The sequence below is a fragment of the Vibrio sp. R10-SF1-ISO8 genome (assembly GCF_059833805.1).
Genome location: NZ_JCBDHL010000010.1, coordinates 371702 through 397416 on the forward strand (window position 1 = coordinate 371702; position 25715 = coordinate 397416).

At 45.4% G+C, this 25715-nt stretch carries 25 protein-coding genes; 8 read left to right on the top strand and 17 right to left on the bottom strand.

What is annotated here, in order from left to right:
- Positions 1-163: 163 nt before the first annotated feature.
- Complete coding sequence (locus AC6R00_RS07300; RefSeq protein ID WP_500639862.1) at positions 164-1315, top strand: substrate-binding protein; 1152 nt, start codon at positions 164-166, stop codon at positions 1313-1315.
- Positions 1312-3111, top strand: a complete 1800-nt coding sequence (locus tag AC6R00_RS07305; RefSeq protein WP_500639863.1) for a diguanylate cyclase — start codon at positions 1312-1314, stop codon at positions 3109-3111. Before AC6R00_RS07300 ends, AC6R00_RS07305 begins: the two co-directional genes overlap by 4 nt.
- Here the strand turns inward: AC6R00_RS07305 and AC6R00_RS07310 are convergent.
- The 15 genes from AC6R00_RS07310 to AC6R00_RS07380 all read right to left on the bottom strand — a co-directional run bounded on the left by AC6R00_RS07310 (position 3096) and on the right by AC6R00_RS07380 (position 16992).
- A complete protein-coding gene (locus AC6R00_RS07310; RefSeq protein ID WP_500639864.1) occupies positions 3096-4847 on the bottom strand; it encodes a bifunctional lysophospholipid acyltransferase family protein/GNAT family N-acetyltransferase in 1752 nt (583 codons plus the stop codon). The two genes, AC6R00_RS07305 and AC6R00_RS07310, sit on opposite strands and share 16 nt — an antisense overlap.
- Before the next feature lies 1 nt (position 4848).
- Positions 4849-5301, bottom strand: a complete 453-nt coding sequence (locus tag AC6R00_RS07315; protein ID WP_069668778.1) for a hypothetical protein — start codon at positions 5299-5301, stop codon at positions 4849-4851.
- A gap of 20 nt (positions 5302-5321) precedes the next feature.
- A complete protein-coding gene (locus tag AC6R00_RS07320) occupies positions 5322-5759 on the bottom strand; it encodes a YHS domain-containing (seleno)protein (protein WP_500639865.1) in 438 nt (145 codons plus the stop codon).
- Positions 5756-6502: an NRDE family protein gene (locus AC6R00_RS07325; protein WP_500639866.1), complete on the bottom strand. Its 747-nt coding sequence runs from the start codon at positions 6500-6502 to the stop codon at positions 5756-5758. The genes AC6R00_RS07320 and AC6R00_RS07325 overlap by 4 nt, the downstream gene beginning before the upstream one ends.
- Before the next feature lie 2 nt (positions 6503-6504).
- Positions 6505-7041 (bottom strand): protein kinase family protein, encoded by a 537-nt coding sequence (locus AC6R00_RS07330; protein WP_171381186.1) that lies wholly within the window; start codon positions 7039-7041, stop codon positions 6505-6507.
- Positions 7042-7076: 35 nt separating this feature from the next.
- The gene (locus AC6R00_RS07335) at positions 7077-8207 is read right to left on the bottom strand and encodes a D-alanine--D-alanine ligase (RefSeq protein WP_500639867.1); all 1131 of its coding nucleotides are present in this window, start codon (positions 8205-8207) and stop codon (positions 7077-7079) included.
- Positions 8191-8793, bottom strand: a complete 603-nt coding sequence (locus AC6R00_RS07340; protein ID WP_500639868.1) for a DedA family protein — start codon at positions 8791-8793, stop codon at positions 8191-8193. Before AC6R00_RS07340 ends, AC6R00_RS07335 begins: the two co-directional genes overlap by 17 nt.
- A gap of 280 nt (positions 8794-9073) precedes the next feature.
- The gene (locus tag AC6R00_RS07345; RefSeq protein WP_500639869.1) at positions 9074-10210 is read right to left on the bottom strand and encodes an ABC transporter ATP-binding protein; all 1137 of its coding nucleotides are present in this window, start codon (positions 10208-10210) and stop codon (positions 9074-9076) included.
- A gap of 8 nt (positions 10211-10218) precedes the next feature.
- A complete protein-coding gene (locus tag AC6R00_RS07350; RefSeq protein ID WP_500640176.1) occupies positions 10219-10953 on the bottom strand; it encodes an HAD family hydrolase in 735 nt (244 codons plus the stop codon).
- Entirely contained in the window at positions 10943-12382 is a 1440-nt protein-coding gene (locus AC6R00_RS07355) for a CehA/McbA family metallohydrolase (protein ID WP_500639870.1), read from the bottom strand. Before AC6R00_RS07355 ends, AC6R00_RS07350 begins: the two co-directional genes overlap by 11 nt.
- Positions 12383-12452: 70 nt before the next feature.
- Complete coding sequence (locus AC6R00_RS07360) at positions 12453-13733, bottom strand: extracellular solute-binding protein (RefSeq protein WP_500639871.1); 1281 nt, start codon at positions 13731-13733, stop codon at positions 12453-12455.
- Between the two features lie 6 nt (positions 13734-13739).
- Positions 13740-14693, bottom strand: coding sequence for a carbohydrate ABC transporter permease (locus tag AC6R00_RS07365; protein WP_500639872.1), 954 nt, complete (start codon positions 14691-14693; stop codon positions 13740-13742).
- Positions 14694-14702: 9 nt separating this feature from the next.
- Positions 14703-15587: a carbohydrate ABC transporter permease gene (locus tag AC6R00_RS07370; protein WP_500639873.1), complete on the bottom strand. Its 885-nt coding sequence runs from the start codon at positions 15585-15587 to the stop codon at positions 14703-14705.
- A gap of 102 nt (positions 15588-15689) precedes the next feature.
- Positions 15690-16574: a LysR substrate-binding domain-containing protein gene (locus AC6R00_RS07375; protein WP_367937449.1), complete on the bottom strand. Its 885-nt coding sequence runs from the start codon at positions 16572-16574 to the stop codon at positions 15690-15692.
- A 73-nt stretch (positions 16575-16647) separates the two neighbouring features.
- Positions 16648-16992 carry a DMT family transporter gene (locus AC6R00_RS07380; protein WP_500639874.1) on the bottom strand — a complete coding sequence of 115 codons (345 nt, stop codon included), beginning with the start codon at positions 16990-16992 and terminating at the stop codon, positions 16648-16650.
- A gap of 199 nt (positions 16993-17191) precedes the next feature.
- On the opposite strand from AC6R00_RS07380, the gene AC6R00_RS07385 reads away from it, so the two are divergent.
- The 5 genes from AC6R00_RS07385 (at position 17192) to AC6R00_RS07405 (ending at position 21988) form a co-directional block, all read left to right on the top strand.
- Positions 17192-17833, top strand: a complete 642-nt coding sequence (locus AC6R00_RS07385; protein ID WP_500639875.1) for a recombinase family protein — start codon at positions 17192-17194, stop codon at positions 17831-17833.
- Positions 17833-19041: a multidrug effflux MFS transporter gene (locus AC6R00_RS07390; protein WP_500639876.1), complete on the top strand. Its 1209-nt coding sequence runs from the start codon at positions 17833-17835 to the stop codon at positions 19039-19041. The genes AC6R00_RS07385 and AC6R00_RS07390 overlap by 1 nt, the downstream gene beginning before the upstream one ends.
- Entirely contained in the window at positions 19038-20192 is a 1155-nt protein-coding gene (locus tag AC6R00_RS07395; protein ID WP_500639877.1) for a winged helix-turn-helix domain-containing protein, read from the top strand. The genes AC6R00_RS07390 and AC6R00_RS07395 overlap by 4 nt, the downstream gene beginning before the upstream one ends.
- Before the next feature lie 137 nt (positions 20193-20329).
- Positions 20330-21226 carry a homocysteine S-methyltransferase family protein gene (locus tag AC6R00_RS07400; protein ID WP_500639878.1) on the top strand — a complete coding sequence of 299 codons (897 nt, stop codon included), beginning with the start codon at positions 20330-20332 and terminating at the stop codon, positions 21224-21226.
- A gap of 150 nt (positions 21227-21376) precedes the next feature.
- Positions 21377-21988: a 3'-5' exonuclease gene (locus AC6R00_RS07405; protein WP_500639879.1), complete on the top strand. Its 612-nt coding sequence runs from the start codon at positions 21377-21379 to the stop codon at positions 21986-21988.
- Between the two features lie 68 nt (positions 21989-22056).
- On the opposite strand, the gene manA is transcribed toward AC6R00_RS07405, so the two are convergent.
- Positions 22057-23244 (bottom strand): mannose-6-phosphate isomerase, class I, encoded by a 1188-nt coding sequence (gene manA, locus AC6R00_RS07410; RefSeq protein ID WP_500639880.1) that lies wholly within the window; start codon positions 23242-23244, stop codon positions 22057-22059.
- Positions 23245-23279: 35 nt separating this feature from the next.
- Positions 23280-23954, bottom strand: a complete 675-nt coding sequence (locus AC6R00_RS07415) for a DUF1868 domain-containing protein (protein WP_500639881.1) — start codon at positions 23952-23954, stop codon at positions 23280-23282.
- Between the two features lie 190 nt (positions 23955-24144).
- On the opposite strand from AC6R00_RS07415, the gene AC6R00_RS07420 reads away from it, so the two are divergent.
- A complete protein-coding gene (locus AC6R00_RS07420) occupies positions 24145-25512 on the top strand; it encodes a phosphohexomutase domain-containing protein (protein WP_500639882.1) in 1368 nt (455 codons plus the stop codon).
- Positions 25513-25715: the final 203 nt, after the last annotated feature.

A 25715-nucleotide genomic window follows, 5' to 3' on the forward strand; every position in this document is an offset into this window, starting at 1 on the left:
AGCCAGTCCACTCTTTCGAGTCACTTCAAACTCTCGGCACTTTAGAGCACTGCACCGATATTGGAGTTAAAGCCGCCTTTTTACTCTCTAATCGCTATAACTGTATTATTATTAAGGATAAAGCCAGTACGCATGTTCAATCATTTACTAAGGACAGTAATACATGCCGCATTTCATCAGAGTATTCGCGATAGTTGGGCTCTTTTCCTTACTCGGCTGCACCGAGCCCATCACTCCAATCAAAGTTGGTGTGGTGTTACCCCTTACCGGAACTTTCAGTGGCTATGGAGATAAAGCGCTGAAAGGGGCTCAGCTCGCAGTAGAGCAAATCAATGCAAGAGGAGGCGTCAATAACCGTCAGATAGAACTGATTGTCCGAGATAATCAGACCGATCCGGCGAAAACCGTTGCCTACACTCGTGAGCTAATTCAACAACACAACGTCCATGCTTTGCTCGGTCCCATAAGCAGCTCATCGCGATATGCGATGAGTGAAATTGCCAGCAAATACCAAATCCCCATGCTTTACGGTATCGATTACGAGGGGGGACACCATGACAACTACCTAATTTGCTATAGCACGATTCCAGAACATTACATCGATCCTGTTATTCCCTATTTCATCGCTAAGAATCAACGAAAGTACTTTATCTTTGGTTATGACTATATCTGGCCCCATAAAATGTCACAGCGCATCAAACAAGCTGTCGACAGCAATAAAGGCGAGGTAACGGCTGTAGAATTCACTGCATTTGATGTCACAGACTACCGCCCAGTGCTAGAGAGGCTAGAGGCGTCTGAAAGTGATGTATTAATGCTTATTTTACCTGGCACAGATGGTTTCGAGTTTATTAAGCAGTTTCGCCGCTACACTTTTAGCCGACCGATAGAAGTCGTGGCTTTCGCCGCAGACGAAACTTATCTCGACGCTGTAGATGCAGAGCTATTAGAAGGTATCTATACACCCCTGCACTTTTTCAGTGACCTGCAAACTGATTTCACCAATCAATTCACTAAGCAGTATCGGCACTTTCATGGCGAAGATGAGATAATCACATACTCATCCAAAGCCCACTACGACTTAGTCTACCTACTCAAGGCGGCAATAGAAAAATCTGATCTTGCAACCCATCAGCAAGTCATGAATAACTTACATGGTCTGACTCGCTATTCAGGTGCAGAAAAAATACATCTTCGAGAAGACAATCATTTTGACTTACCCATGTATCTTGGACAATACCAACAAGGCACGCTAAAAGTAGTCAAGCAGTTTGGCGTTATCTCTCCACCGGATCAACGAGTAGGAGTGCAATGAGCCGACTGAGATATAAGATCTTTTTACTGTTTGTCCCTTTAATAGCCTGCATATTCCTGTTTGGTCACGGCTACTTCGTTGCTCGCAAAAACCTGATGCTAGAGCACATCAACCAAACCAGTCGACTGGCAACAGCCCAAGTCGCTGTCGATATTGGCTATTTCGCTGAAAGACGATTTGGCGAATTTGATGATATAAGCGCTCAACTCCAGCAATGCCATCAGATTGAAGTTTCTACTTCACCTATTTCTGTCGCCAGTGCGCTGAGCTATTCTGCTGGTTTCTCTGCACTTTTTGTTTCAGATATCAACGGCCACACCAATCAATTCACTCTTTCTGCCAACCCTAGCAATCGCTATGTACTACGCAAGAACTTAAATGGCGCGTCGTTACTCGACAGTCATCATTTATCACTACTGATGCGATCTGCTGCAGATTGGAAGTTAGCTGCGCCAAAACGTGAAAAGCAGCTAAAACAACTGGTGACAGCGCTTTCAGAACTCAAAAATAGGGGGGAAGAAAACTCTTTTTCAAGCCGAAAATTAACCCGAGAACTGATTAAGCTCCGCCAGATGAAGCACTTACCAAAAGCGGTAGTGACCATGGTTGATGATGCGACCGTTGCCAAACTTGACTTGATTTACGATACCTCTACTTATTTTTTCTCTCGCCCTCTCTTGGATTGCCAACACAACCTCGTCGGCTTTTATACCGTTGTTCTTGATCGAACGATATTGGAAGATCAGCTGTTTGCCGTAAAACAGAATTTTCTAAAACAAGGACTGCATGCGGTAGATGTCGCTCTAATTCGCAATAAAGATCAACACATCATCACTGGCTACCGGTATCTAGAACAAAACAAGCTCACAGAGTACAAACTCAACCAAAATACTGCGCCTGTAATGAGAGAAGATCTTGGTGGCATTCTGACCAATCAAACTGTTGATATTAATCCCAGTATTGCCTCCTCACTGTTATTAGACACGAGTCATTCACATAAGACAGGCATTAGTGTGGTGCTTTTTGTCGACCAAGACGAAATCAATCGAGTCAGTCAAACGATAAGAAAAGAGGTCGACATCTATATCGCTGTTTCAATCACGCTCTTCTTGCTGCTATTTCTGTTTGTTTCCCGGTATGTGGCTAAACCAATCATTACCTTACGTAAGCAAATACGCCTTCTTTCTACAGGCGGGAACCCCAAAATAGAGCGAACCACGCGAAAAGATGAAATCGGCGAACTGCTCAACGCCTTTGAGAAGATGACCCAAACCATTCGCCACAAAGAGCAGCAGTTAACCAAACTTGCTCAATATGACCCTCTGACAGGGATCTTTAACCGAAGGGCACTGATGGATGCAGTCAGAGATATAGAGGCACTTCATCACCATACAACCATCGTTTTTATGCTCGATTTAGATCACTTTAAAATGGTTAATGACCAGTTTGGCCATGCAGTCGGAGATAATGTACTGCGCAACGTAACTGCGTTAATCAAACAAGATATTCGTCATAGTGATATTTTTGGTCGAATGGGAGGGGAAGAATTTACCGTGATACTTCCTGAGACAAAACTTGAGAAAGGGATACAAATTGCCGAGAGAATTCGAAAATCGATTGAAGTCTTCTTGGGTGACTCTCTTCCAGAGCCTTCTTCACATCAACCGCTTACGATAAGTATCGGTGTTAGCGTTTGGCAAGGAGGAAGCTTTTCAAAAGCCCTTGCGAATGCGGATAAGTATCTCTATCGCGCTAAAAAACAAGGGCGTAATCAAGTGGTTTATGAGGACAAATGAGAATCCAAATAAGCCTGAGCCTGCTCTTTGCCCATGTATTTACCTAAGGTTCGCGCAGGGACTGTGGTCAAATCAACCACGATCAAACCATCTAGGGCAAAATTGAATGCAGGGTCAACATTAAAGCAGACCAGTTTGCCATTCATACCTAAATACTGCCTGAGCAAAACAGGCAACCCCATCCCCTGCTCTAAACGACTTAACACTTTAGACAACAGAGGTAACTTGGACAAAGAACTAAGCATATCTGGGCGCCAGAATTCCTGACCACTTTTTTCTAGTGGCGTTGTCGGTGCGACTAGCTTAGCTTTTTCATCATCGTAATAGTGAACGGACATCACTGATGCAATTAACTGGCGTGCGACTGGGCTGTAGTCATTGCTGATACTGACTGGGCCAAACAAGTGGGTGTACTTAGGGTTGCGTTGAACAAAGCTAGCAATGCCTTTCCACAGCAGAAGTAAAGAGTGCATGTTCCTTTGATACTGCTTTGCGACCACTGAACGTCCTAACTCTATAGACTGACCTAAGCTATCAACGAAAGCCTCATCGTATTTAAACAAGCTCGTCGAGTAGAGAGCATCAATGCCACCTTTGGCAAGCAACTCATCAACCAAGCCCAAACGGTAAGCGCCGACTAAATCGCGGTTAGCCTTATTCCAGACAAAGAGCTGATAATAATGCTGGTCAAACTGGTCGATATCACAACTGCGTCCACTGCCTTCGCCCACTTCCCTAAAGCTCTCTTCCCGAACTCGGCCAATCTCGCGCATCATGCTTGGCATGCTTGGAGTTGGCGCGCAGAAAACCTCGAAATCCCCCTGCTCTAGCAGCTTATAAGACTCGAGTGCGAGCAATTCGCTTTCCAATGTCTCTACAGACACAGGAGCAATGATAGCTTCAGCATTCTCATCCTGTAGGGTTGGCGCTTGCTCGTTGCCCATACTCCCCATCAGATAGGTATTTAATCGAAAGTACTGAGTAATATCCTCTTCGTTATCGAAGTCTTTAATCTCACTGTAAGGAATAGGATTACCCACTGAGACCGAGATGGTCTCTCCCGATTTGTTGAGTAGCTCTCGACCTAACATCGCCGTCCTGAGTAATGGATGAATTCGCCCTGCTTGATAAAACAGTTTGCTGTTCATTCCATTGATGAACAGCGAAACGGTGGTCGCCTCGGCATGCTTAACAAACTTAGCAACTGACTTACTCCACGCTTTATCGGTGATCTTATTCTCACTGGCTTGCCACGAGGAGACTTCACCAGCAGGAAAAATAATCAGAACTCCACCTTCTTTTAAGTGATGATTGGCCTCTTTAATCGCTTGTCGATTGGTTCGCTTGGCTTTTTCACCACCAAACACATCAACTCCGATAAACAACTCATCAAGCTCTGGTATGCGCTTGAGCAGCTCATTCGCCAGCACTTTGACATCTTTGCGTACTTTAGAAATCAAAGAAGCGAGAATAATCCCTTCGATACCACCAAACGGGTGATTGGCAACGATTAAAACCGAGCCTTCCGCAGGGATGTTCTCAAGGCTGCCATGATCAACCTGGTACTGGGTACCAATTCGAGCCAACGCTTCATGCATAAACTCAAAACTGTCTTCTGGTAGAACATCTTGTTTGTACAACGAGTCAAGCGTAGCAAGCCCTGTCGCCCATTCTAAGACGGACTCTCCAATACCAAATGGTGTTTTACGCGGTAATCGAAAAGGACTATCAATCATACTAAGCTCCTTTCGCTAAAAGGCTGTGAGTGAATGTACCTTGTGTTTTAACGTCGCGAATAAACAAGAAGACACCGCAACTCCACACGATACACGCCATACCAAACAGTAAACCTCCGTCACTGCCCACCACTTCGCCCATCGCATTAAACTCTGGCATAACCACACCTAACGGAGTAAACAGATGGAAGAAGATCGCACCGGTCATAATGCCCGCGCTCATAGCAGCTCCAACACCATGTAATCGAGTGAACAGCAAGATAGAAGCGATGAGCTCTGCAAAGCCAATCATGTAACCGCCATAAACCCCAAACCATTCAATTCCTGACCACTCACCTAAAGTGCCGAAAATATGCTCGGTTTCGTAAGAGCCAGAAAACTTAAAAAATAGCGATTGAATAAACACAAAGGCGATAAAGGCAGAGGGTATATGCTTTAGTGGCGCAAATTTCATGGGTTTGTTCCTTATTATTGTTATTGGATTAATGTCGGCCAGTTTTTATCAGCCATAGAGATGTGACCCGCGCGGTCGTCGTCCCACCAACTTTTGACTTCTGCGTCATAGTTAAGGTAAAGCTTGCCATCAACGATTGCCCACTGCTTCGGATCGGATGAAGCAAAGTCATTCTTGGCTGAAATCGCCCATGCACAGTAACCACCATATTGCGGTGCGTATGCATCTGGGTCTGCTTTGAATTTGTCGAGATTTTCTTGTGAAGAGAAATACCAGTCAGCGCCTTTATATTCGGTTTGCCATTTACTATCTCCTTTCACTGGCTTACCTTGAGTGAAGTAGGCCACGGTGTCATAGCCACTAACGGCTTTGTTGCTAAAGATTCCGGTATAAATCTCATCCGCAGCAAAGGTAGGAAAACTGAATAACATGATCAGCAGGGCGAATAACTTTTTCATTTGAAAACTCCTTGTTCGACAATGTCGTTTTTAAGGCAACTTAGGCTAGTGCGAAAATCAACATTGCGATGATTGTCTATAGATTGGTAATTCATTTCTTGTTTAGAAGAAGACACGACAACCGAGGTAAAACTTACAGTGCGCGCATCATTTCTTTCCATTAATGGTGAAAGATGCGGATAGTTTGCGTCATAGGTTTGATGGAACAGGCGACCCACTTCTTGATCAGGCATGGTAGTGATCAACTCATTAAACAGTTTGAGACGATACTGACGCGCCTCTTCAAAGTGCATCGCTGCAGACACAATCGGGGCAAAAGCATGAGAACGCCTAAGTAGCTCGCCATCCCAAGTCCAAAGTACGGTTTCATTGGCGGTGCGTCTGGTGTCAAAAGAGACGACGGTAAAAGGGGCAAACGAGCTTAAATCCATATCCAACAGGCGGCTATCGACAGTCTGGCTCGAACAACTGCTCGCTAGACGTTTTATGATAAGACCTCGACTGGTTAACTCTCCATTTGGCGTCATGCCTTGATAAAAGTTGAGCAGACAGACGGTAACGCCATGTTCATTGGTTGAAATCCAACTGCCACCACCAACAGGATCAATCGGCATCAGACAATGAACACCGTCAATCAAAACACTTTGAGGTTCAAGTGCAGGTAGGCGAGAACGTTGCTCATCTCGATTAAAGTAAACTTCATAGTGATTATTGCCATGATAAACCCAAGATAATGTACACATACCTATTGAGCCCTCTGGTAAGTTGCCGTTGTGGGCGCGACGCCAAAATGGCTGTCAGAGTCGACACCACGCAAAGAGGCAACGACTTTAGCCATCGCAAAATGATGGGTAGCATGTAGCGCAGCGAACGTCAGCTCACGAACGAATGTTGAAGAGACTTCCTCGACATGGGTTTGCGACAACATGACTTCCGTTTCAACGCTGACGGCTTGGTGAAGTTCATTGGACGGTAATTCAAACAGCCACTCGACCAGCTCTCTGATTTCCTGCTTGGCGACGTCTAAGCTTCTTTCTACCGCGTGCCCGCGGCGGCGAACGTTGTAGTCGATTTTGAGCGGATCAAGCTTGATAGCGTGAAACAAATCAAGCCAGTGACGAAAGTGCTCACCTATCGAACTACTCACATGCGGTTGAGCAATAAAGACATAATCTTCCTGGCTGAGCGTTTCTAAAAACTCGTAACCTTGATTGAGTGTTTCAATGCATCCCACCACAGCTTGGGAAGGGCGCGTCTGAGCATTTGTCGCTAAGCGTGTCATTACATTTTTCATGTTTTTCTTCCTAAGCGCGACGGTTAATCGGTCATTGGATAAAGCTGAGTTAAGAGTTTCTCTTCCCGCCAAGCTTGAAGCAATGCACCCAATGTCGGGGTTTTGTGGCCTTGTTTTTTATGCTTAGAGCCAATCTGGTAAAGCAAACGATACTGTTTTAAAAGCGTAGTAAAGATATCGCTCAGCGGTGTATCGCTATCCCAAATATGCGCGGCTTCGCTGCTCGCCCCATTGATTTCCAAGATATCGAAACACTCACCATTCATTAGGGTTTGAATGTCTTGGAACTTGATATCGAGACGACCATAGTGGAAGCCTTCAAAATCGCCGAGAATCTGATCTAACTTTTCTTCCAGCGCTTGTGTGATGAAATGGTTACCGTCGCGAAAAATAGCACCGCGAGAATGGCTACCTGCAAATGCCAACTGAAACTCGTCCTTATCTGCAACCACCAAATCGAGATGTTCACTATGACGAGGAAGATAAAGATGCTGAAGTTTGCCTGCTCTTGGACACTTTTCGATTAGCTCTTTCAGAGTAGAATGACCATCCCCAATCACCCTTGGGGAATACTTCAAAGTAATAGAGATGATTTTCCCGCGCGACTCTCCAGGCTGCCGGACGTAGAACACGCCAGCTTCGGCACTGTATTGCGACTTCTCTTGCAGTAAGAAGCGACCAGAGACAGGAAAGGTTTCAATATAATTTTGCAGTTGCTCATCCGAATGAATAAGTTTCACTCCAACCCCACGGCAACCCAGATCAGGCTTTGCCACTAACGGGTACGTCAGCTCTGCTTTCTCAAGCTGGCTTTTAGCATCACTGAGTAAGTCTTGAGTACGTTGCTCAGTTTTAGTCAAAGTGATAAATGGTAGAATCCATTCTTTGGTTTGTTTACCCGCAGAAGTGAAAATGTCGTGCTTTGACTCCCCGACCATGCCACTCAATTTGATGGCTGGATTGGCGATCAATGGCAGTGCCCAATCTCGATGGACGACACTCAACGCCGCACTTTGCAGCACAACGGGTGTGTAGAAAAACCAAGCAGGCAAGAATTCAAACGGAGAAATTACTCGTTTAGGCTCTTGGAGTACGGGCATACCCGCATTGACCATTCCCTGTGGAATCATTTCAACGTTAGCGAGCTGTGTCATACGCATCCCTTAAAAGTGTTTTAGTAATCAGTTTGTTTAGCAGCAACATCAGGCACAGGCCCAGTGGAATAAGTAGCCAGCTCACTTGACTATCTTGAAGCCACTGCGCGTTGCCGAGTTGGAAAAAGGAGCCAAAAACCAGCGCTGTCCACAGGCCCGTCGCCGTCAAGACTGCAATAAAGAATTTGATTTTTGGCACATCTAGAAAACCACTCAATGTGAAACCAATCGTTCTGAGACCAGGAATGAAACGCACGATAAACAAGGTCATAAACGCTTGCTGATGAAGCTCACGCTGCATACTCCTTGCTCGCTGATAACGGAACAAACGATAGCGAAGAAAACGCACTTTTTGCGCCGCCTTACCCATAAAGTAAAGGCCAAGGTCTCCAGTGCTGATACCGACAAATATCGCCATCAGGGCAACAGAGGTCGGCATCAACTGCTCAACCGCTAAGGTCGCTGCGGTAACTATCGCTAGGTCTTCTAATAGGTAAGAGAGTAAAACGATGCCTATGAACAGCATCGTCACAGAGACATTGTCTTGAAACAGCCAAGCTTCTATTGTCGCCGCTAACTCTGTCATAACTCGCCCCGAACTGCCCTTACCTAAAAACAACACGCAACTGGCGTGTTAACTGAGTGTTATCTTCTGCAGCAACGATTGGGTTAGTAAGTTTATGATTCGCACCCATTTCATACGCTACATTGATAAAGATAGGATAGTCCGCAGAAAAATTTCACTGTGAGACGATTTTTACTGATGAGATAACAATGGTATATCGAATAAAGTCGCCAAAATGTAGAAAAGCCAGTGGCTTGAGCGCAAACCACTGGCTTATCAGTTAGACGTTTGTAATGGGTAATTAATGGTGTTCAGAAAGTACCTGCTCAGTCTCTAAATCAAACAGATGACATTGAGATGTAGCAAAACTTAATAAAGTAGAATCCCCGTCTTGTACAATTCGATCCGCATCAAACGGCACACGAGCAATCATTTTATCTGCACCGAGTTGGAAGTAGAGGTAAAGCTCATTACCCATAGATTCAACCACACTTAATGTATGGCGCTGAGTATTCACATCACTTGCGAGTGCATCATGATTAGCGAGTTGAATATGCTCTGGCCTAATGCCAAACCAAACCCATTTACCACGATGTTGACGAGCCAAAGACTGCTTATCAGCCGGCAACAGCCAACGCGTCCCATTTTGGCTTATCACATTCATCACACCATCAATCTCATCGATACGTGTTTTAAGTATGTTCATTGCAGGTGAGCCAATAAACCCAGCGACAAACTTATTTGCCGGGTAGCGATAGAGGTTCATCGGCGTGTCCACTTGCATAATCTCACCTTGATTCAAAACGCAGATCCGATCGCCAAGCGTCATCGCTTCAACTTGATCGTGTGTCACGTAGATCATGGTCGCGTTTTGACCTTCAGCCTTAAGATCATTGTGTAGCTGGGCGATACTGACACGCGTTGAAACACGTAACTTAGCATCAAGGTTAGAAAGTGGTTCATCGAATAGGAACACATCTGGCTTACGCACCATGGCGCGGCCTAAGGCAACACGCTGTCTTTGTCCACCAGACATTTCACCGGGTTTATTTTGCAGTAAATGCTCAATTTCAAGGGTTTTCGCAGCTTCAGCAATGCGCTTTTCAATCTCTAACTTGGGTAACTTCTGCTGCTTGAGTCCAAATGCCATATTCTCGTAAACCGACATATGTGGATAAAGGGCATAGTTTTGAAACACCATCGAAATACCACGATCTTTTGGCGGAAGATCATTAACGCGCTTTTCGCCGATAAACACGTCTCCATGAGAGATCTCTTCTAAGCCAGCGATCATCCTTAATGTCGTCGATTTAGCGCAGCCGGATGGACCAACAAAGACCATAAACTCCCCTTCACGGATGTTTAGGTCGACACCATGTACCGCTTTGAAACCATTCGGGTAGGTTTTTTCTACCGCTTTCAATGTCACTTCAGCCATGACTTTCCTTAAATCAATTCGTTAAATGCTTGCGCGTCAAAATGGGCAACGGATGGGATCACCAGATCAGCAACTGGCTCAAGTTCACTTCGCAGTGCAGTACCGGTAAGCACGCCGACTTTTCTTGCGCCCGCGTTATGACCAAATTCCATGTCTGAGACGGTATCGCCAAACATGATCACTTCATGAGGCTTTACATCGCACTGCTGACAAAACGCATTCAATAAAGCCGGAGCGGGTTTAGGTTCGATATCGCCATCAGAATAACCCACATAATCAAACAGCTCGCTCAAGCCTGATTGCTCAAGTGTGTACAGAGTTGAATCTTTGGTATCCGCGGTTGCAATGCCAAGCAGCATGCCCTGTTGTTTTAATGAAAAAAGCTTATCGGCCACACCGGGTAAGGCTTCGACCCAGTGCGGATTTTGTTCGACTTGGTCATTAAATGCCGCTTTTGTCACTTGAGTAAACATCTCTAGAGACACATTCGGCTGCAACATTTCAAACCACGCTCGTGCCGTATCTTCAACGGGGTTAGATGCCAACAGGCCGTGGTTATCTACCCTATCTCCTTGTACACCGATAGCCGAGAGTAACTCATTCACTGTGACACTTTGATGACCTTGGTGTTCATCACTGAACCCTTTGACCTGCTCGCTCGCACTGCGAGATACGTTGAGCCACATATTGTGGAACTCAAGTAAGGTTCCATCTTTATCAAATAGCAGGGCTTTAAACTTCATCACTCTCTAATCGCTCCATTAGTTCACCCCAAGTTTTAACTAGAGGTTGATTAAATATTGGTTGGTTGGCGTCAAATACGGCATTGATGCAACCTTCAAACTGGTTGCGTTGCTCGTCGCCTATGTGGCGGCGAATATCGATTCGGCACCATGAGTATCCTTTCGGCACTTCGAGGGTTTGTGGCTGTTGAGACAAATCAATACAGGATGCTACTTGCCCATCAACCACCACTTCAGCCATATACCGGTATTTTGTATCTTTAACGCTGAGTACATAGCTCAGCTCTCGCCCAGCCGAGTCTTGCCCCGGTATCAATTCGCCTTGATTGATTTCAAACTCAAGCCCGCAGCGGCGCTCCAGATAGACATGACCATTGCGCAGGCCAGCGAGAATGCCTTCTCCGCTTAAGCCATGACTAAATACAAAGGTAGCAGGATCACCATAAATCGATGGTTCTTCAGATTTTGGATTACGTTCATGTGGCTCTAGGTGCGAATCGCTGCCGCCTATTGCTGCAATACGATGGCCACAGCTCCACAATTCATTCAATACCACGAGCGCTTGTTCAGCCGCTTTGGGGGAGGTAGACCAAGTTGGATCGCAGCAAACTTCGAATGTCGATACGCGACTCAATTCAAGATCAGCATAGTGCCAATGCCATGGTCTCATCATCGGATGATTAATGCTGATTGAGCTGTGACCTTGTTTCGCAAGCTTTAGTCCAGATTCAATAATAGCGGCACTTTTATGTTCAATATCTCTAAGGTCAAGCGATTGAACACCACCATGAACATTGAAGTGACCAAGGTCCGTTGTCACTTCAATGCCGGGTAAGAAAAGGCATTGGCTAGAAACAGGCAGCTTAGGTTGAGTGATGTTGTGTTCAGTAAAAAAGAAGAAATCTAAGTTTTGTGCATGCACAATCTCAGTAGCTGCTTCAAGGTTATTATGACCATCAGAGAGCTGAGTGTGAGCATGAAGATCACCACGATACCAACGGGACTCAGGGCATTTGACTTCACTGTAGTCAAATTCAATTTCATGCGTTGTAGAGACAACTTTACGTAGAGGTAGGGCACTATCTGCCATCTCTTTTTGCTGCGAACAAGCCACATCGACCTGATACTGCATAGCTCGCTCTGTGCGAAACTCCCCTTCTAAATTGTACAGCTCAAGCAGCCATTCTCCTGCTGCTAGCTCTCCATCTATCGCACCAAATCCAGATTGCTCATTGCTAACAACCAAAGACTTATACGCTTTTTCAAACAACAACTTGCCGCGAAAACCACCTTGTACATCATAAACAGCCGCATATAAGAAGCCTTTCGTTACGGTTGTTCCCGTTATCGTCACTGTCTTGGTTCCAAGCGGAACATCGAAGTTAAGACGAACCCTGCCAAAAGGCAGCTCACCTTGAAATCGAGTCATACAACTCACCCATTGATTACTATTAGGATTGAGAAAAGCTAGCCCACCAAAGCAGCGGGCTAGAAAAGGGTTAAGAGCGGTTCGCTCTATCTAACGCGCGTTGAGCTTTCTTAGCCGCTTGTTTTAGCGCTTTCTCTGCTGGCACGTTTTGAATTTGGATTTGGTCTGCTGCGACTTTTAGTGCATCCATGATCTTACCATTGGTCGGATCTAAGAAGTCCTTGGTCGCAAAACTCGCCTGCTTAAGTGGGATCAAGGCTTGTGGATTCTTGCTAGTGAACGCTTGATACTCAGGCACATTCTCTACACTCTTTCGTACAGGAATGTAACCCGTAAACATTGACCATGCTGCGGTATTTTTCGCATTGGTATAAAACTCAATGAACTCAAACGCACCTTTCGCGGCTGCTTCATTCGTCCCTTTAGGCATGATGTAAACTTGAGCACCAGCCTGCGGTGCCGATGGATTTGCGCCCCAGCCAGGCTGTGTGGTTGCTGCTAGCTTAGTGAAATCCAGATCGCCTTGGTCGCCAGAAGAGCCCGTGTAGCCAAGCGCATTGCCTTTCATCACGTCATCAATCGTCTTGTACCAGTATTCCCAACCTTGACCACCGTGGTGAATACGCATGATCTGATCGTCGTGAATCCATTGACGGAAGCTATCCCACACTTCAACCCACTCCGGTGAGTCAATCAGCACCGTCTTACCGTCATCACTGATCACCTTGGCACCATTAGAAAACGCGGCGTCAATCATGTTGTCTTTGCCCCACATCGGCTCCCAACCATAGAAGGTGGTATTGCCTTTGGCGTCTCTTTGAGTCACTTTTTCAGCGACTTTCGCCACACCTTGCCATGTATTTAGATCTTGCTCAGTAAATCCATTGTCAGCCAACACTTGTTTGTTGTAATAAAAAACCTGTGTGGTTCCATAGGCTGGCAGACCAATGACAGTGCCATCTTCCGCTGTCACCTGCTCTTTGAACGCACCAACAAAATCGGAGAAGTTAAACTCGTCATCCATGTATGGCGTCATATCACGACTCAAACCTCTGCCATGCATAGCTTCAGCACGACCAGAGTCTAAAAGAACCAACTCAGGTGCAGTTTTTGAAGCCAGACCAGCTTGCAGCTTTTGATAGGTTTCAGCGTAGTTACCTTGCAGAGCAGGTTTGATCACGTACTCATCTTGGCTCGCATTGAACTCTTCGATCAGTTTAGTCATCATTTGCTGCGGTTTAGTACCGCCGGAATACCAGAAATTCACTTCTGTTTTAGCCAGTACACTACCAGAGAACATAGAAGCGCTTGCCGCGCCAGCACACACTAGTGCGAGAGTTTTTAGTTTCATTTCCGTTTACTCTTTTACGCCGTTATCGGCGATACCTGAAAGAATCGTCTTTTGACAGATGACGAATAGAATCAACAAAGGCAACACCGCAATCGTGCTCGCCGCCATAATTTGCGACCAGTTCAATCCGTAGTTACCTTCGGCGATGAAGTAGTGACGAATACCAGTAGCGATCAGGTTTAGTTCCTGAGACGTAATAACCAGACTCGGCCACATGTAACTGTTGTAGTTAGTAATGAAAGTGATTAAGAACAGTGTTGCTACCGCTGCTTTACACTGAGGTAGTAAAATTGCCCACAAAATTTTTAGCTCGCCAGCGCCGTCAATACGGGCTGCTTCAATCAAGGATGGATGAATCTTGATAAACACTTGGCGTAAGTAGAACACACCAAAGATAGACGCAGCATTAGAAACCACCAACCCCATATGTGAGTCCAACAAGCCCAACTTTGCCAACGTGATATAAGATGGAATATAGGTCACCGCCCCCGGCAGCATGTAACACCCCATCACGACAAAATAGAGCACTGTTTTTGAGCGAAACTTCAGCTGGGTCAGCGCATAAGCAAACATGGCGGAGTTAACAATCACAAGCAGTGTCGTAAATAACGCGACAGAAAAACTGTTGAAGATGTACAAGCCAAACGGTGCACTTTGAAAAGTATCGACAAAGGTTTCCCAGCGAAAGTGCTCTGGAATTAAATTAAGCGGACTAGAAAATATTTCATCATTGCTCTTCAGCGAACCGGATAGCATCCATAAAAATGGGAATACCATGATTGTGCCGCAGACCACCAGAAACAGGTGCTTTACTGGTACTAGCAAAGCTTGCGTGTTGATGCTTGATGCGCGTTGCTGAGTCTCACTATCGCGCTTATTTTCTGTAGAGCTAGCTGTTTTGCTCTGCACATAAGCACGCTGCTGTGGAACAGATTTAGCGTCCATTACTTGAATCGTCATAATATGTCCTTAGTAGTAAACCCAACGTTTACCGATGTAAGTATTCACTAGTGCTAGTAACCCCGTGATTAGGAAAATTACCAAAGATGTCGCTGCTGCAGGCCCCATTTCATATCGCTCAAACGCTTGCTGATAGAACAGGTAAAGCAGAGTACGTGTTTCTCCGCCAGGACCGCCCTGAGTCAGGATCTGAAATTGATCGAACGCCTGTACCGCCGTAATGATATTGACGACAATTAAAAAGAACGTGGTGGGTGACACCAGAGGCAAAGTGATTTTGATAAAGCGGGTCAGGCTACTGCATCCGTCAATCAATGACGCTTCATAAAGTGAAGTCGGAATTTTGTTCAACGCACTAATATAAAACAGCATTGTCCAGCCAATTGATTGCCATATCGTCACAATGATGACCGCCGTCATCGCTGTGTCGCCTTGCTCTAGCCAAGCGATTCTGTCAAAACCTGCCGACATGAGCAGTTGATTGGCCAAGCCTGCTTTAGACTCAAATACCCAAGACCAAACAATAGAGACGGCGACCGTCGGAGTGATCCACGGAGAGAAAATCACCGCTCGATAAAACTGGCTGCCAGCAAAGTTCTTATGCAGTAACAAGGCAAACATAAGCCCCAATAAAACAGTTGGAACCACAACGCCTAGTGAGAACCAAAACGTATTGAGCAACGCTTGAGTAAACTCAAAGTCCTCGACCATGTATTGGTAGTTTTCTAAACCAATAAAATCGTAATCTGGAGAAATGTAATCCCAGTCGGTGAAACTGATGTAGATCGAATAACCAAATGGCACTAGCCAAAAGGTGACCAAAGGCAATAAGAGCGGTGCGGTAAAAAACAGCACCTTGGTTCGATGTATCATCTGTTGAGAGAAAGCGCTCATGGCAACCTCGTACTAATTGATATGGGAGTAAATTAGTTGAGCTATATGACAAGTCTGCTTGAGTGCCCTACATATTTTTTATGGCAACTCATTAGAAAATCTTTAGACCTGTTCACTCATCTCTATCTGGTGATGTAACCAATCGCAGAAGAAGTTCACCTTGGCGCTGCGACTAGGCTTGGTAATAAGGTAGTGTCCTGACTCCGCTGGCATGGAGGCGTCAATGGCAAGCACCAGCTCTTTGCTTTTGAGCTGTTGTGACACCGCCAGTGAACGGACCAATAGCGCGCCAACGCCTTGTTTTGCCGCCTCTAGTGCATGCAGTGAATTGCTGATTTCTAATTGCACCCTTGGCAAGGTGATATCAAACTGGTTGTGGCTCAACCATTGCAGCCAGTTCTCCTGATACCCTTTAACTTGCACCGCTGGTAGCTCGGAAAAATCTCGTTCAGCGAGCGTCTGCTGATAAGTCTGTTTAAAGCTCGGACTGCATACCAGTTGCCAGTGCTCCTGAAAGAGGCGTTCTGAATGCGTATCTTCACTCTCGACCTTGCCGTTGGTCAGCTCGATATCGACATTCTGACAAGGATTAGTCGACGGCCAATCCACCAGCTGAATATCCAGCCGAATAAACGGATACTTGTGATAAAAATCAGATAAGCGGGGCAGCAACCAGTTGTGACACAAAGTGTGGTTGACTCTAAGGCTTAGAACATCGGTTTCTTTTTCACCGAATAGGATTTGCGTTTGCAGTTTTAAGTGGGCCAGTGACCCCGACACAATAGGCTGATAATGCTGCGCCGCCGAAGTAAGTTTGACCCCTTTTTGGCTACGTTCAAACAGAGTGGTATCGAGAAAACCTTCCAGGCTTTTGAGCTGCTGACTAACCGCAGCTTGCGTAACGCACAGTTCGCGAGCCGCTGCGCCAATTGAACCGAGACGAGCAACCGCTTCAAATGCCACAAGGGCGCGGAGAGGAGGTAACATGGTTTCACCTGATTGAAATAAAAGTGAAAATTACTTCAATCAGGTTGCAGTTTTTCGACGCTTAAATGACAGATTAATGACTGACAGAAGAAGAGAAGATATTTATGATCGCTGTCCCAGTCAGAATAAAACTAATACCTACTAACGCATAAACATCGAGCTTTTGACCATATACAAGCCATGAGATAGCAGCGACCAAGACAATACCCGCCCCACACCATACAGCGTATGCAACCCCCAACGACATGGTTTGCACAGTAATCGATAGAAGATAGAAGGCCAACCCATAGCCTATAAGCACTCCTACACTCGCTGGTAACGACGTAAATTGGTTGGTTTTAGGTAGCCAAGACGTGGCGAAGACTTCACAAATGATCGCCAAAGAAAGCGTGATAATGGGAGGAAGAGACAACAACATAAAATGACTCATATACAATTGAACAGGCGCGCGTACTATATCTCAACTCTGTTTCATCCTCATGTATTTAGTCCATAGAATCTCTAATCACTTTCTTAAGCAGCTCTAACTAACCCAAATTGGTTCATTTGGTGTTGACTGCAAATATGAACCAAACTATATTATGAGCCATTACATCAAATGAACCAATGCGATTATTATGGCCACTTACATCTACACGCGTTTTTCTCCTAAGAACCGAGCCTACGCTGAACACCTAGAGTTGCTGCAAAGTGCTGCTGCAGAGAGTGAACACATTGAAGACAAAGTCCAGGGGAATGTACCGCCACCGGAGCGCCCTGGTTTCAAGCTGTTACTTGAAAAGGTCAAGCCCGGCGACACCCTATACATCTGGTGGTTAACGGTTTTTGGCCGCGATTTTTCTCAGGCCAAAAACACGCTAGAAACACTGCTTGATAAAGGGCTAACCATCAAAACCCTGTGCGAACCATTAACTCTGCAAAGCGGCTGCACTCACACTCAATCAATGCTCAGCTTGCTGTCTGGTTACGCGAAAGTTCAAATCCAGCATCGGCTATTTGCTGCTGAGTTAGGTCGAGAAGAGTTAAAGGGAGATCCCGAGCGCTGGAAAGAGAAGTTTCGTGGTCGGCCTGCCGACAAACACAAGCATCAGCAGATCAAGTCTTTGCTTCTTGAAGGCGAGACGATGCAAAGTGTCGCCACTGCCTGCGATGTCAGCCTATCCACCGTCAAACGGGTCAAAGCAAAACTTAACAAGCTCGACCAAGAAGGTTGTTTACGCCGTCGTGGTCATCATAGCGATCCGTCTGGTGAGGTGTAATGAGTAGTAAACCTATTCAGTTTCGAACCATCTTACTGGCGTGTTTAATCATCAGTATTGGTCAGCTCAGCATGGGGTTGGTTTTCCCATCACTGCCATGGATCGCGAAAGATTTTTCTATCTCGCTCGACCAAGCACAGCTTTTAGTTAGTGTGTACTTACTAGGCTTTGGCCCCTCACAATTTATCTACGGTCCAATTTCCGATGCTCTGGGGCGTAAAAAAGTTCTGCTTACCGGGTTACTGATCGCCCTTTCAGGTCTGCTGGTGATCATTGTGTTGAAAGACTCCTTTAATGGCATGGTGTTAGGGCGCTTTCTGCAAGGGTTAGGTACGGGCTGCTGCGCAGTACTCGCTAGAGCATCAACCAGAGACAGATACAGTGGTGCCCAGTTACCTGTCGCCCTATCCTACATCGCCATGGCCGCTTCCATTACTCCATTGGTTGCTCCTGTTATCGGTGGTTTTATTAACTACCATTTTGGTTGGACGATGGTGTTCGTTTCTTTGCTAGGTTACGTCGCTATAGCCTGGGGACTACTCGCTTTCAGATTTGATGAAACGCTCTCAGCGACCAACAAGATTCCGTCACCAAAACAGATGGTTCAGCAATATAAACAGTTACTGACATCGCGCTATTTCATGAGTTTTGCCAGCATAGGTTGGCTTAACTTTAGTCTGATGATTACCACTGTCTCCATCATGCCTTTTATCATGCAAGACCAGATCGGCATGACATCAGACGAATACGCACTATGGGCGATCATTCCCGCACTGGGGATGATTACCGGTACCAGTATCTGCAATCGTGTCAGACCTATGATTGGCAGCAAAAAATTACTGCTATTTACGCCGATACTGCATTTAAGCTCCGCACTGTGGTTTTTCATTTGTCCCCTTGAACCTCTTTATATGATGATCGGCCAATTGCTGATGATTCTCGGAAACGGGATTGCGCTCCCTTGTGCCCAAGCTATGGTCATGCAACCATACAAAAAACAGGCAGGAGCGGCAGCAGCAATGTCTGGGGGTGGGCAAATGATCGTTTCTTCGATTGTCAGTATGGCGCTGGTTCAACTTGGTTTAAGTCAGGCATGGCATTTATCGATTGTTATCGTGATTTTTGCGGTGATTACCCTAGGGAATATCTTGCGCGGCTTTAATGCGGTGCAGTCCATGGAGCAACAAGGGAAAAACATCACAACATGAAGTCACTCTCTCTATCTCAAGCACAAAAACTTGCCCTCATCGCCCAAGGGCTTCCCGTAGGAAAGTCAAAAGGCAGTGCTTATAGCAAAACACTCAACGCTTTCGAGCAACTAGGGTATGTGCAGATAGATACGATTTCCGTTGTTCAAAGAGCCCATCACCATACACTTTGGAGTCGTAACCCAAGCTATCAACCCAAGCACCTTGATCAGCTTGTCGCTGACCGCAAAGTCTTTGAATACTGGTCTCACGCCGCCGCTTATCTACCTATGAGCAACTTTCGCTACAGTTTACCGCGAAAGGCAGCGATCAAATCCGGTCAGCAAAAACACTGGTACTGCAATGACCGTCAATTGATGAGCGATGTTCTTAAGCGCATCGAGTCCGAAGGCCCACTGATGGCAAAAGACTTTGAGTCAAAAGCCCATAAAACGGATGGGTGGCATACCAAGCCGACTAAGCAAGCCTTAGAAAACCTATACATGCAGGGCGATCTAATGATTGCTGAGCGAAGAGGGTTTCACAAAGTCTATGACTTAACTTCACGCGTGTTACCCACTAGCGTCGATACTTCCATGCCAACGCCTCAAGAACACGCACGATTTCTTGTCATGAGTTACTTGAAAGCGCACAGCTTTGGTACTCTCGCGGAGATGACCTATCAGCTTAAAGACGTCAAACAGCATGTGAAGCAAGCGCTACATGAATTAATAGAGAGTGGAGAAGTTGAGCAGATAAAAATAGGTGAAGGCGAGTATGTGGTAGAAAGCGAAGCACTTCAGTTGCTCGACAAACGCATCAATCGCAAACGAGCAAAGATACTCTCTCCGTTTGATAATCTGCTTATTCAAAGAAAACGTGCCAACGCCGTATTCAACTTTGACTATCTGATTGAATGCTACGTCCCCCAAGCTAAAAGGCAGTTTGGCTACTTCTGTTTACCTATTTTATGGGATGGCAAATTAGTCGCACGGGCAGACTGCAAGGTTGATAAGAAGAAGTCTGTACTAAACGTACTCCACCTGTTCACCGAGCCTTCAATAAAGGATAAAGCGGCATTTCTAACCGCATTAGACGAAGAGCTTCAAGCATTTGCCACATTCAATCACTGTGAACATTTCGCCATCTTGAAGCAGTCTGAAAACCGCTAGCGTCTTTATGATACAGAAGCGCTAACTCCTCAAACTAAGACGCCATGACAGACTTGTTGTCGATGAATTTGGTCATTGATCTCTAAACCAAGATGGTTAACTATCAACGAAGAGTCACAGCAACAAATATCGACATAATGAAAAGACTGACTATTTTAGATGGAGGAATGGGACGCGAGCTCAAGCGAATGGGTGCGCCTTTTTCTCAGCCTCTCTGGAGTGCTCAGGCACTGATTGAGTCACCGCAATGCGTAGAGCTGGCCCACACCAACTTCATAGATGCTGGCGCTCAAATCATTACCACTAACAGTTACGCCTGTGTTCCATTTCATCTTGGGCAAGAGCTGTTCAACGCTAAAGGAGCGAATCTCGCTGCGAAAGCAGCCAAAATAGCCAGACTATCAGCTGACAAAGCATCACATGCAGTACAAGTGGCAGGCGCTCTACCACCCGCCTTTGGCAGCTACCGACCAGATTTGTTTCGTCCAGCAGAGGCAAAGCAGATCTTTAACCTACTCTATCAGGCACAAGATAAATACGTAGATATCTGGCTAGCGGAAACCATCTCAAGTTTGGAAGAACTCAACGCTATTGTATCGGTTCTATCTCAGACAGATAAAGCAAGCTATTACGCTTTTACTCTTGCGGATACCACTAAGACTGCTCAATTGCGCTCTGGTCAATCGGTGCGAGAGGCAACAACACGCGCTTGTATAGCTGGTGGCAGCGGCATCTTTTTTAATTGCTCAGTACCCGAGGTCATGGTTAACGCGGTGACCGAAGCGAAACAAGTTCTTAATGAGCTAGGGAGCTCAATCGAGATTGGCGTCTACGCCAACAACTTCACCCCAATCGGTGATGAACATGAAGCCAATGACACCATTCAAGCGATGAGAGAGCTAACACCACAAGATTATCTTGAATACAGCAAGGCGTGGTTTGAGAGTGGAGCGACGATCATCGGAGGCTGCTGTGGAATAGGCCCTGAGCACATAAAACTACTCAGTGAATGGCAAAGCACACTCAAGCCTTAGTACATACCACGTTAGCGGTGGGCGGCACCTTTACCGACAGGTTTAAGGAACTTATAATCTGGCTCGCTGCTCAAGCATCTTCATCAACGCGATGATTTAGCTAAACTCTCGCTTATTTACTCACCTCATATTTACCCTTTGGAACCTTTTATGTCATCAGCAAATTCCGTTATTGTCCTCGATTTTGAGACTACTGGCTTATCACCAAATATGGGCGATCGCGCCATTGAAATAGGTGCAGTAAAACTCGTTAACGGCGAAGTAGTGGATACCTTTCAGCAACTGATGAATCCTGGGTTTCGAGTCAGTTCCTTTATTGAGGGGTATACGGGCATTACCAATAATATGCTAGCCCATGCGCCAAGCTGTGAGGAGGTAATGGCAGAATTCTGTGACTTTATCGCTGACGACAACCTTGTCGCACATAACGCTTCGTTCGATAAACGCTTTTTGGACGGAGAGCTAGAACGTATTGGCCTTTCCTACCAAGGCCATTTTGCCTGTTCACTATTGGTTTCTCGCAGGCTTAATCAGGAAGCACCAAGCCATAAACTGGGTGACTTGGTGCGTTTTAAGAACATTGATAATGATGGCGTGTTTCACCGCGCTTTAGCCGACTCTCAAATGACAGCAAAGTTATGGATGATAATGCTTGAAGATCTCGAACAGCAAGGTATCCACCAGCCTTCCTTTGAGCTTATGCAGAAAATCAGCAAGACCAGTAAACATGCGGTGGGTAAGCTCCTTGAGCAGCATCGATAAACTCAATGCCACTAATGAGTAACTAGGGTTCAAGCTGCTCACCTATGTAAAAACATAGTTTCATTTGACTAATTGTATACTCGAGCAAGGGTTCCCATACCTTGGTAATGATACATTATGGAGTCATGAGGGATAAATACAGACTCACCTGGTTCCAATCGTATCTGTGTGTCGTCGGTAGAAAGTGTCATTTCTCCTTCGACACAAAATACGATCTCGGCGCTGCGAACGTACTGGTGGCTTGGCGTTTGCTCTGAATATAGAATATCAAAACAAAAATCATCCACTGCGATAGGATAGGTAATCTTACCTTGCTTCTTAACTGGGATTAACTTGACCTCTTCAGGCTTGATCGGTTCGAATTTGGTATTGTCGATCAGTTCAGCGATATCAATGTGTTTGCGAGTTAGCCCCGCGCGTAAAACATTGTCTGAATTTGCCATGACCTCAAGCCCTGTACCTTCCACATAGGCATGGGGAGTCTCCGCGTCAAGAAACATAGCCTCACCAGGTTCGAGCTCGACGGTATTGAGCATTAGAGGAGCAAATAAACCAATGTCTCCGTCATAGTAGGTTTTGAAATCCGCGCAGTATGATAGCGCTTCTCGACACATAGCGGTTCGAGCAGGACGCTCAATCGCACGATACAATTCTCTGAGCGCTTTCGCTTTACGTTCGTCACTCACCGACATCACCGAAGTAAAGAATGACCTCAGTCCTTGGCTCGTCTGATTACTTTTTAGTCGTGAAACCTCATCATTGAAGGTAGCTATCCCGGTTTGCTGGAACAGTTCTACTATATGCTCAATCGGACGAAAGCCGTTGATTGCTTTATAGAAAGTCAGTGCGTATACAAGCTCTGGTTTATGGTTGGGATCTTTATAATTTCGATTTGCCGCACCTAGCGCAATACCTTGAGCATTTTCTCGAGCAAAACCTATTTCAGATTTACGCTTATTAGGATGCACCTGAATAGAGAGTGGGGTTTCTGCCGCAAGCACCTTAAATAGATATGGAAGCTCTCCAAATCGAACCGAAGTATAATCACCAAGAGCGTCCTTTCGATTTTTCTCAATGTAATCAGACAAAAGGTGGCCTGACCCAGCAATTTTCGAACAGCCTCCCGGATGCGCGCCCATCCAAACCTCAGCTTGCGGAACATTATTGGGGTTATCTATACAAAATAACTCTCGAAGCGAATTTTTACTGCCCCAGGCATAGTTCTGTATGACGTTTTCCAGTTTATATAAAGGCATTACAGACCTCACTCAATATCAGATAGTTCCGCCAATTAAGACAGAGTCAGTAGTGTTTCAAACTTAAACATGTTGTCGAAGCGACAGAACTCGACGGCTCCATTTTTAAGTCGTCCAAACTCATGCTGAAAACGTTCTTCAATACGCTCCGAAGTCTGCTGCAACTCCTGTTTCTCGCCCTGCTCAAGTTCCAGAATTCGATAACTCAATGTGATATGAAAATGATACGAATCGAACTCTGGCATGTTAATGCCTGTCGATGTTCTCAACCTCTTTCTGCAATTAGCTAGTGCTTGTCGCGACGATTCTGTCGCTGGCTTCAAGCGAATCGAAGTACCACCTGTTGGGCAGTTGTATACATAGTCAAACTCCATTTCGAAACCAGAATGCGCACCAATCTGGCTAACCTCAGTGGCAAATAGATCGGTCGTATGAGCCAGAGGTGTATCTAACGGCAGTTTAGTAGTCCATTTTTCTGGCAACCGCACTTGATCACAAACCCCTTCAAATACCGTCATATGCATTGACGATATCGGCAAGAACGAAAATTTAGTCCCACACTGCATTTGCTTAAGCTCATTTTGAGCCCATTCAAGCAAAGTGATGAGTTCAGAAGATTGGTCGATATGGCAAATAAAAGTATTGCCAGGAAATTGCCTTACCGTGCCATCATGGTTGAATTTTATTCCTACGGCTGGTGCATAGTTCATACGTGTTTCTCCACAAAATTTCCGCTCTATACTATCGCGATTAAATTAAATTAGTTAAGTTAATTTAAACAAAGAAGTAAAAATGTGAGATAGGCAGAGGGAAGACCTTCAAGTTAAACTCCCATAAACTTCTAATTCATTGATTTAAAAAGAAAGTCAATTAATGACAAGCAATGCATAAGGGTAGCAAATGAAAGAACTAACCTGTTTTAAGGCCTATGATATTCGTGGCAAATTGGAACAAGAGCTTAATCACGATATCGTCTATCGGATTGGCCGCGCTTTTGGTCAATATCTCAACGCACGTAGCGTCGTTGTGGGAGGTGATGCCAGAGCAACATCGATACCTCTAAAACAAGCGCTAGCAGAAGGGTTAATGGATGCTGGGGTCGATGTCATAGACCTTGGGTTAACAGGTACTGAAGAAATCTACTACTATGCGCAAGTTATGGATGTTGATGGCGGCGTAGAGATTACCGCGAGTCACAACCCCATAGATTACAACGGATTAAAGCTAGTAAGGGAAGGAGCGAAACCCATTAGTGGCGAGAGCGGTCTAAAGGAAATTCAATCTCTAGCTGAACAAGGCCTGTTTACTGAGCCGGCCTGTAAAGGCAACTACCGAGTAACCTCTCATCTTGCTGAATACACCGAGCACTTGCTTAACTACGTTGACCTCAAAAACATCACACCACTTAAGTTAGTTGTTAACTCTGGTAATGGTGCCGCAGGGCATGTAGTTGATGCACTCGAACAGCGCTTTTTACAACTCGGTGTTCCAATAGAATTGATTAAACTTCACCACGAGCCTGACTGTCGCTTCCCTAACGGAATCCCTAATCCTTTGTTACCGGAAAACCGCAAAGATACCTCCGAAGCCGTTTTGGCACATAATGCAGATTTGGGAATCGCCTGGGATGGTGATTTTGACCGCTGCTTCCTATTTGACGAACGAGGCCAGTTCGTCGAAGGGTATTACATTGTAGGTCTGCTCGCTGAAGCGTTTCTCGTCAAAAATCCAGGGGCTAAGATCATCCACGACCCACGCCTAACGTGGAATAGCATAGATATAATTGAGCGCAATGGTGGCAATGCCATCATGTCTAAAACTGGTCACGCGTTCATCAAAGAGCGTATGCGTTGTGAAGATGCCATTTATGGTGGAGAGATGAGCGCCCATCACTATTTTCGAGACTTTGGTTACTGCGATAGCGGTATGATACCTTGGTTACTGGTCAGCGAATTATTGTGTTTGAAAGGCGAAACACTGTCGAACTTGGTGGCTGAGCGTATTGCAGCGTTTCCTTCCTCGGGTGAAATTAACTGCAGATTAGCCGCTCCCGAATCGACACTTCAGCGCATTAAATCTATCTTTGAGACAGATGCATTAACGGTTGATCACACCGATGGTATTAGTATGGAGTTCTCCGACTGGCGGTTCAATTTAAGAACTTCTAATACCGAACCTGTCGTTCGCTTAAATGTCGAAACAAGGGCATGTACTCAATTGTTGAAAGACAAAACCGAGCAGCTTTTAGCACTTCTAAACTCGAACTAATCCCTTTTTCAGAGCTGCCAATTGGGCAGCTCTATCTTATTTGTTACTTAAATTAACGACCTTAATAAAACCTCATCATTTCCACAAACAAGATCACACTTTCATTATCTTTTATTAAGAAAACCTCTAACAAAGCTCAAGCCGTGAACACTTTCACAAAAACATTAAATTAACCAAGTTAATATATTTGTCATGTTAGTGCC

Bases quoted from the DNA above. Each gene is read 5' to 3' on its own strand.
- AC6R00_RS07390 (WP_500639876.1), top strand. From the start codon at position 17,833: ATGAGTAGTAAACCTATTCAGTTTCGAACCATCTTACTGGCGTGTTTA.
- AC6R00_RS07370 (WP_500639873.1), bottom strand. From the start codon at position 15,587: ATGAGCGCTTTCTCTCAACAGATGATACATCGAACCAAGGTGCTGTTT.
- manA (WP_500639880.1), bottom strand. From the start codon at position 23,244: ATGCCTTTATATAAACTGGAAAACGTCATACAGAACTATGCCTGGGGC.
- AC6R00_RS07395 (WP_500639877.1), top strand. From the start codon at position 19,038: ATGAAGTCACTCTCTCTATCTCAAGCACAAAAACTTGCCCTCATCGCC.
- AC6R00_RS07340 (WP_500639868.1), bottom strand. From the start codon at position 8,793: ATGACAGAGTTAGCGGCGACAATAGAAGCTTGGCTGTTTCAAGACAAT.
- AC6R00_RS07400 (WP_500639878.1), top strand. From the start codon at position 20,330: ATGAAAAGACTGACTATTTTAGATGGAGGAATGGGACGCGAGCTCAAG.
- AC6R00_RS07375 (WP_367937449.1), bottom strand. From the start codon at position 16,574: ATGTTACCTCCTCTCCGCGCCCTTGTGGCATTTGAAGCGGTTGCTCGT.
- AC6R00_RS07315 (WP_069668778.1), bottom strand. From the start codon at position 5,301: ATGAAATTTGCGCCACTAAAGCATATACCCTCTGCCTTTATCGCCTTT.
- AC6R00_RS07420 (WP_500639882.1), top strand. From the start codon at position 24,145: ATGAAAGAACTAACCTGTTTTAAGGCCTATGATATTCGTGGCAAATTG.
- AC6R00_RS07305 (WP_500639863.1), top strand. From the start codon at position 1,312: ATGAGCCGACTGAGATATAAGATCTTTTTACTGTTTGTCCCTTTAATA.
- AC6R00_RS07385 (WP_500639875.1), top strand. From the start codon at position 17,192: ATGGCCACTTACATCTACACGCGTTTTTCTCCTAAGAACCGAGCCTAC.
- AC6R00_RS07365 (WP_500639872.1), bottom strand. From the start codon at position 14,693: ATGACGATTCAAGTAATGGACGCTAAATCTGTTCCACAGCAGCGTGCT.
- AC6R00_RS07320 (WP_500639865.1), bottom strand. From the start codon at position 5,759: ATGAAAAAGTTATTCGCCCTGCTGATCATGTTATTCAGTTTTCCTACC.
- AC6R00_RS07380 (WP_500639874.1), bottom strand. From the start codon at position 16,992: ATGTTGTTGTCTCTTCCTCCCATTATCACGCTTTCTTTGGCGATCATT.
- AC6R00_RS07345 (WP_500639869.1), bottom strand. From the start codon at position 10,210: ATGGCTGAAGTGACATTGAAAGCGGTAGAAAAAACCTACCCGAATGGT.
- AC6R00_RS07330 (WP_171381186.1), bottom strand. From the start codon at position 7,041: ATGACACGCTTAGCGACAAATGCTCAGACGCGCCCTTCCCAAGCTGTG.
- AC6R00_RS07325 (WP_500639866.1), bottom strand. From the start codon at position 6,502: ATGTGTACATTATCTTGGGTTTATCATGGCAATAATCACTATGAAGTT.
- AC6R00_RS07350 (WP_500640176.1), bottom strand. From the start codon at position 10,953: ATGAAGTTTAAAGCCCTGCTATTTGATAAAGATGGAACCTTACTTGAG.
- AC6R00_RS07310 (WP_500639864.1), bottom strand. From the start codon at position 4,847: ATGATTGATAGTCCTTTTCGATTACCGCGTAAAACACCATTTGGTATT.
- AC6R00_RS07300 (WP_500639862.1), top strand. From the start codon at position 164: ATGCCGCATTTCATCAGAGTATTCGCGATAGTTGGGCTCTTTTCCTTA.
- AC6R00_RS07415 (WP_500639881.1), bottom strand. From the start codon at position 23,954: ATGAACTATGCACCAGCCGTAGGAATAAAATTCAACCATGATGGCACG.
- AC6R00_RS07360 (WP_500639871.1), bottom strand. From the start codon at position 13,733: ATGAAACTAAAAACTCTCGCACTAGTGTGTGCTGGCGCGGCAAGCGCT.
- AC6R00_RS07355 (WP_500639870.1), bottom strand. From the start codon at position 12,382: ATGACTCGATTTCAAGGTGAGCTGCCTTTTGGCAGGGTTCGTCTTAAC.
- AC6R00_RS07405 (WP_500639879.1), top strand. From the start codon at position 21,377: ATGTCATCAGCAAATTCCGTTATTGTCCTCGATTTTGAGACTACTGGC.
- AC6R00_RS07335 (WP_500639867.1), bottom strand. From the start codon at position 8,207: ATGACACAGCTCGCTAACGTTGAAATGATTCCACAGGGAATGGTCAAT.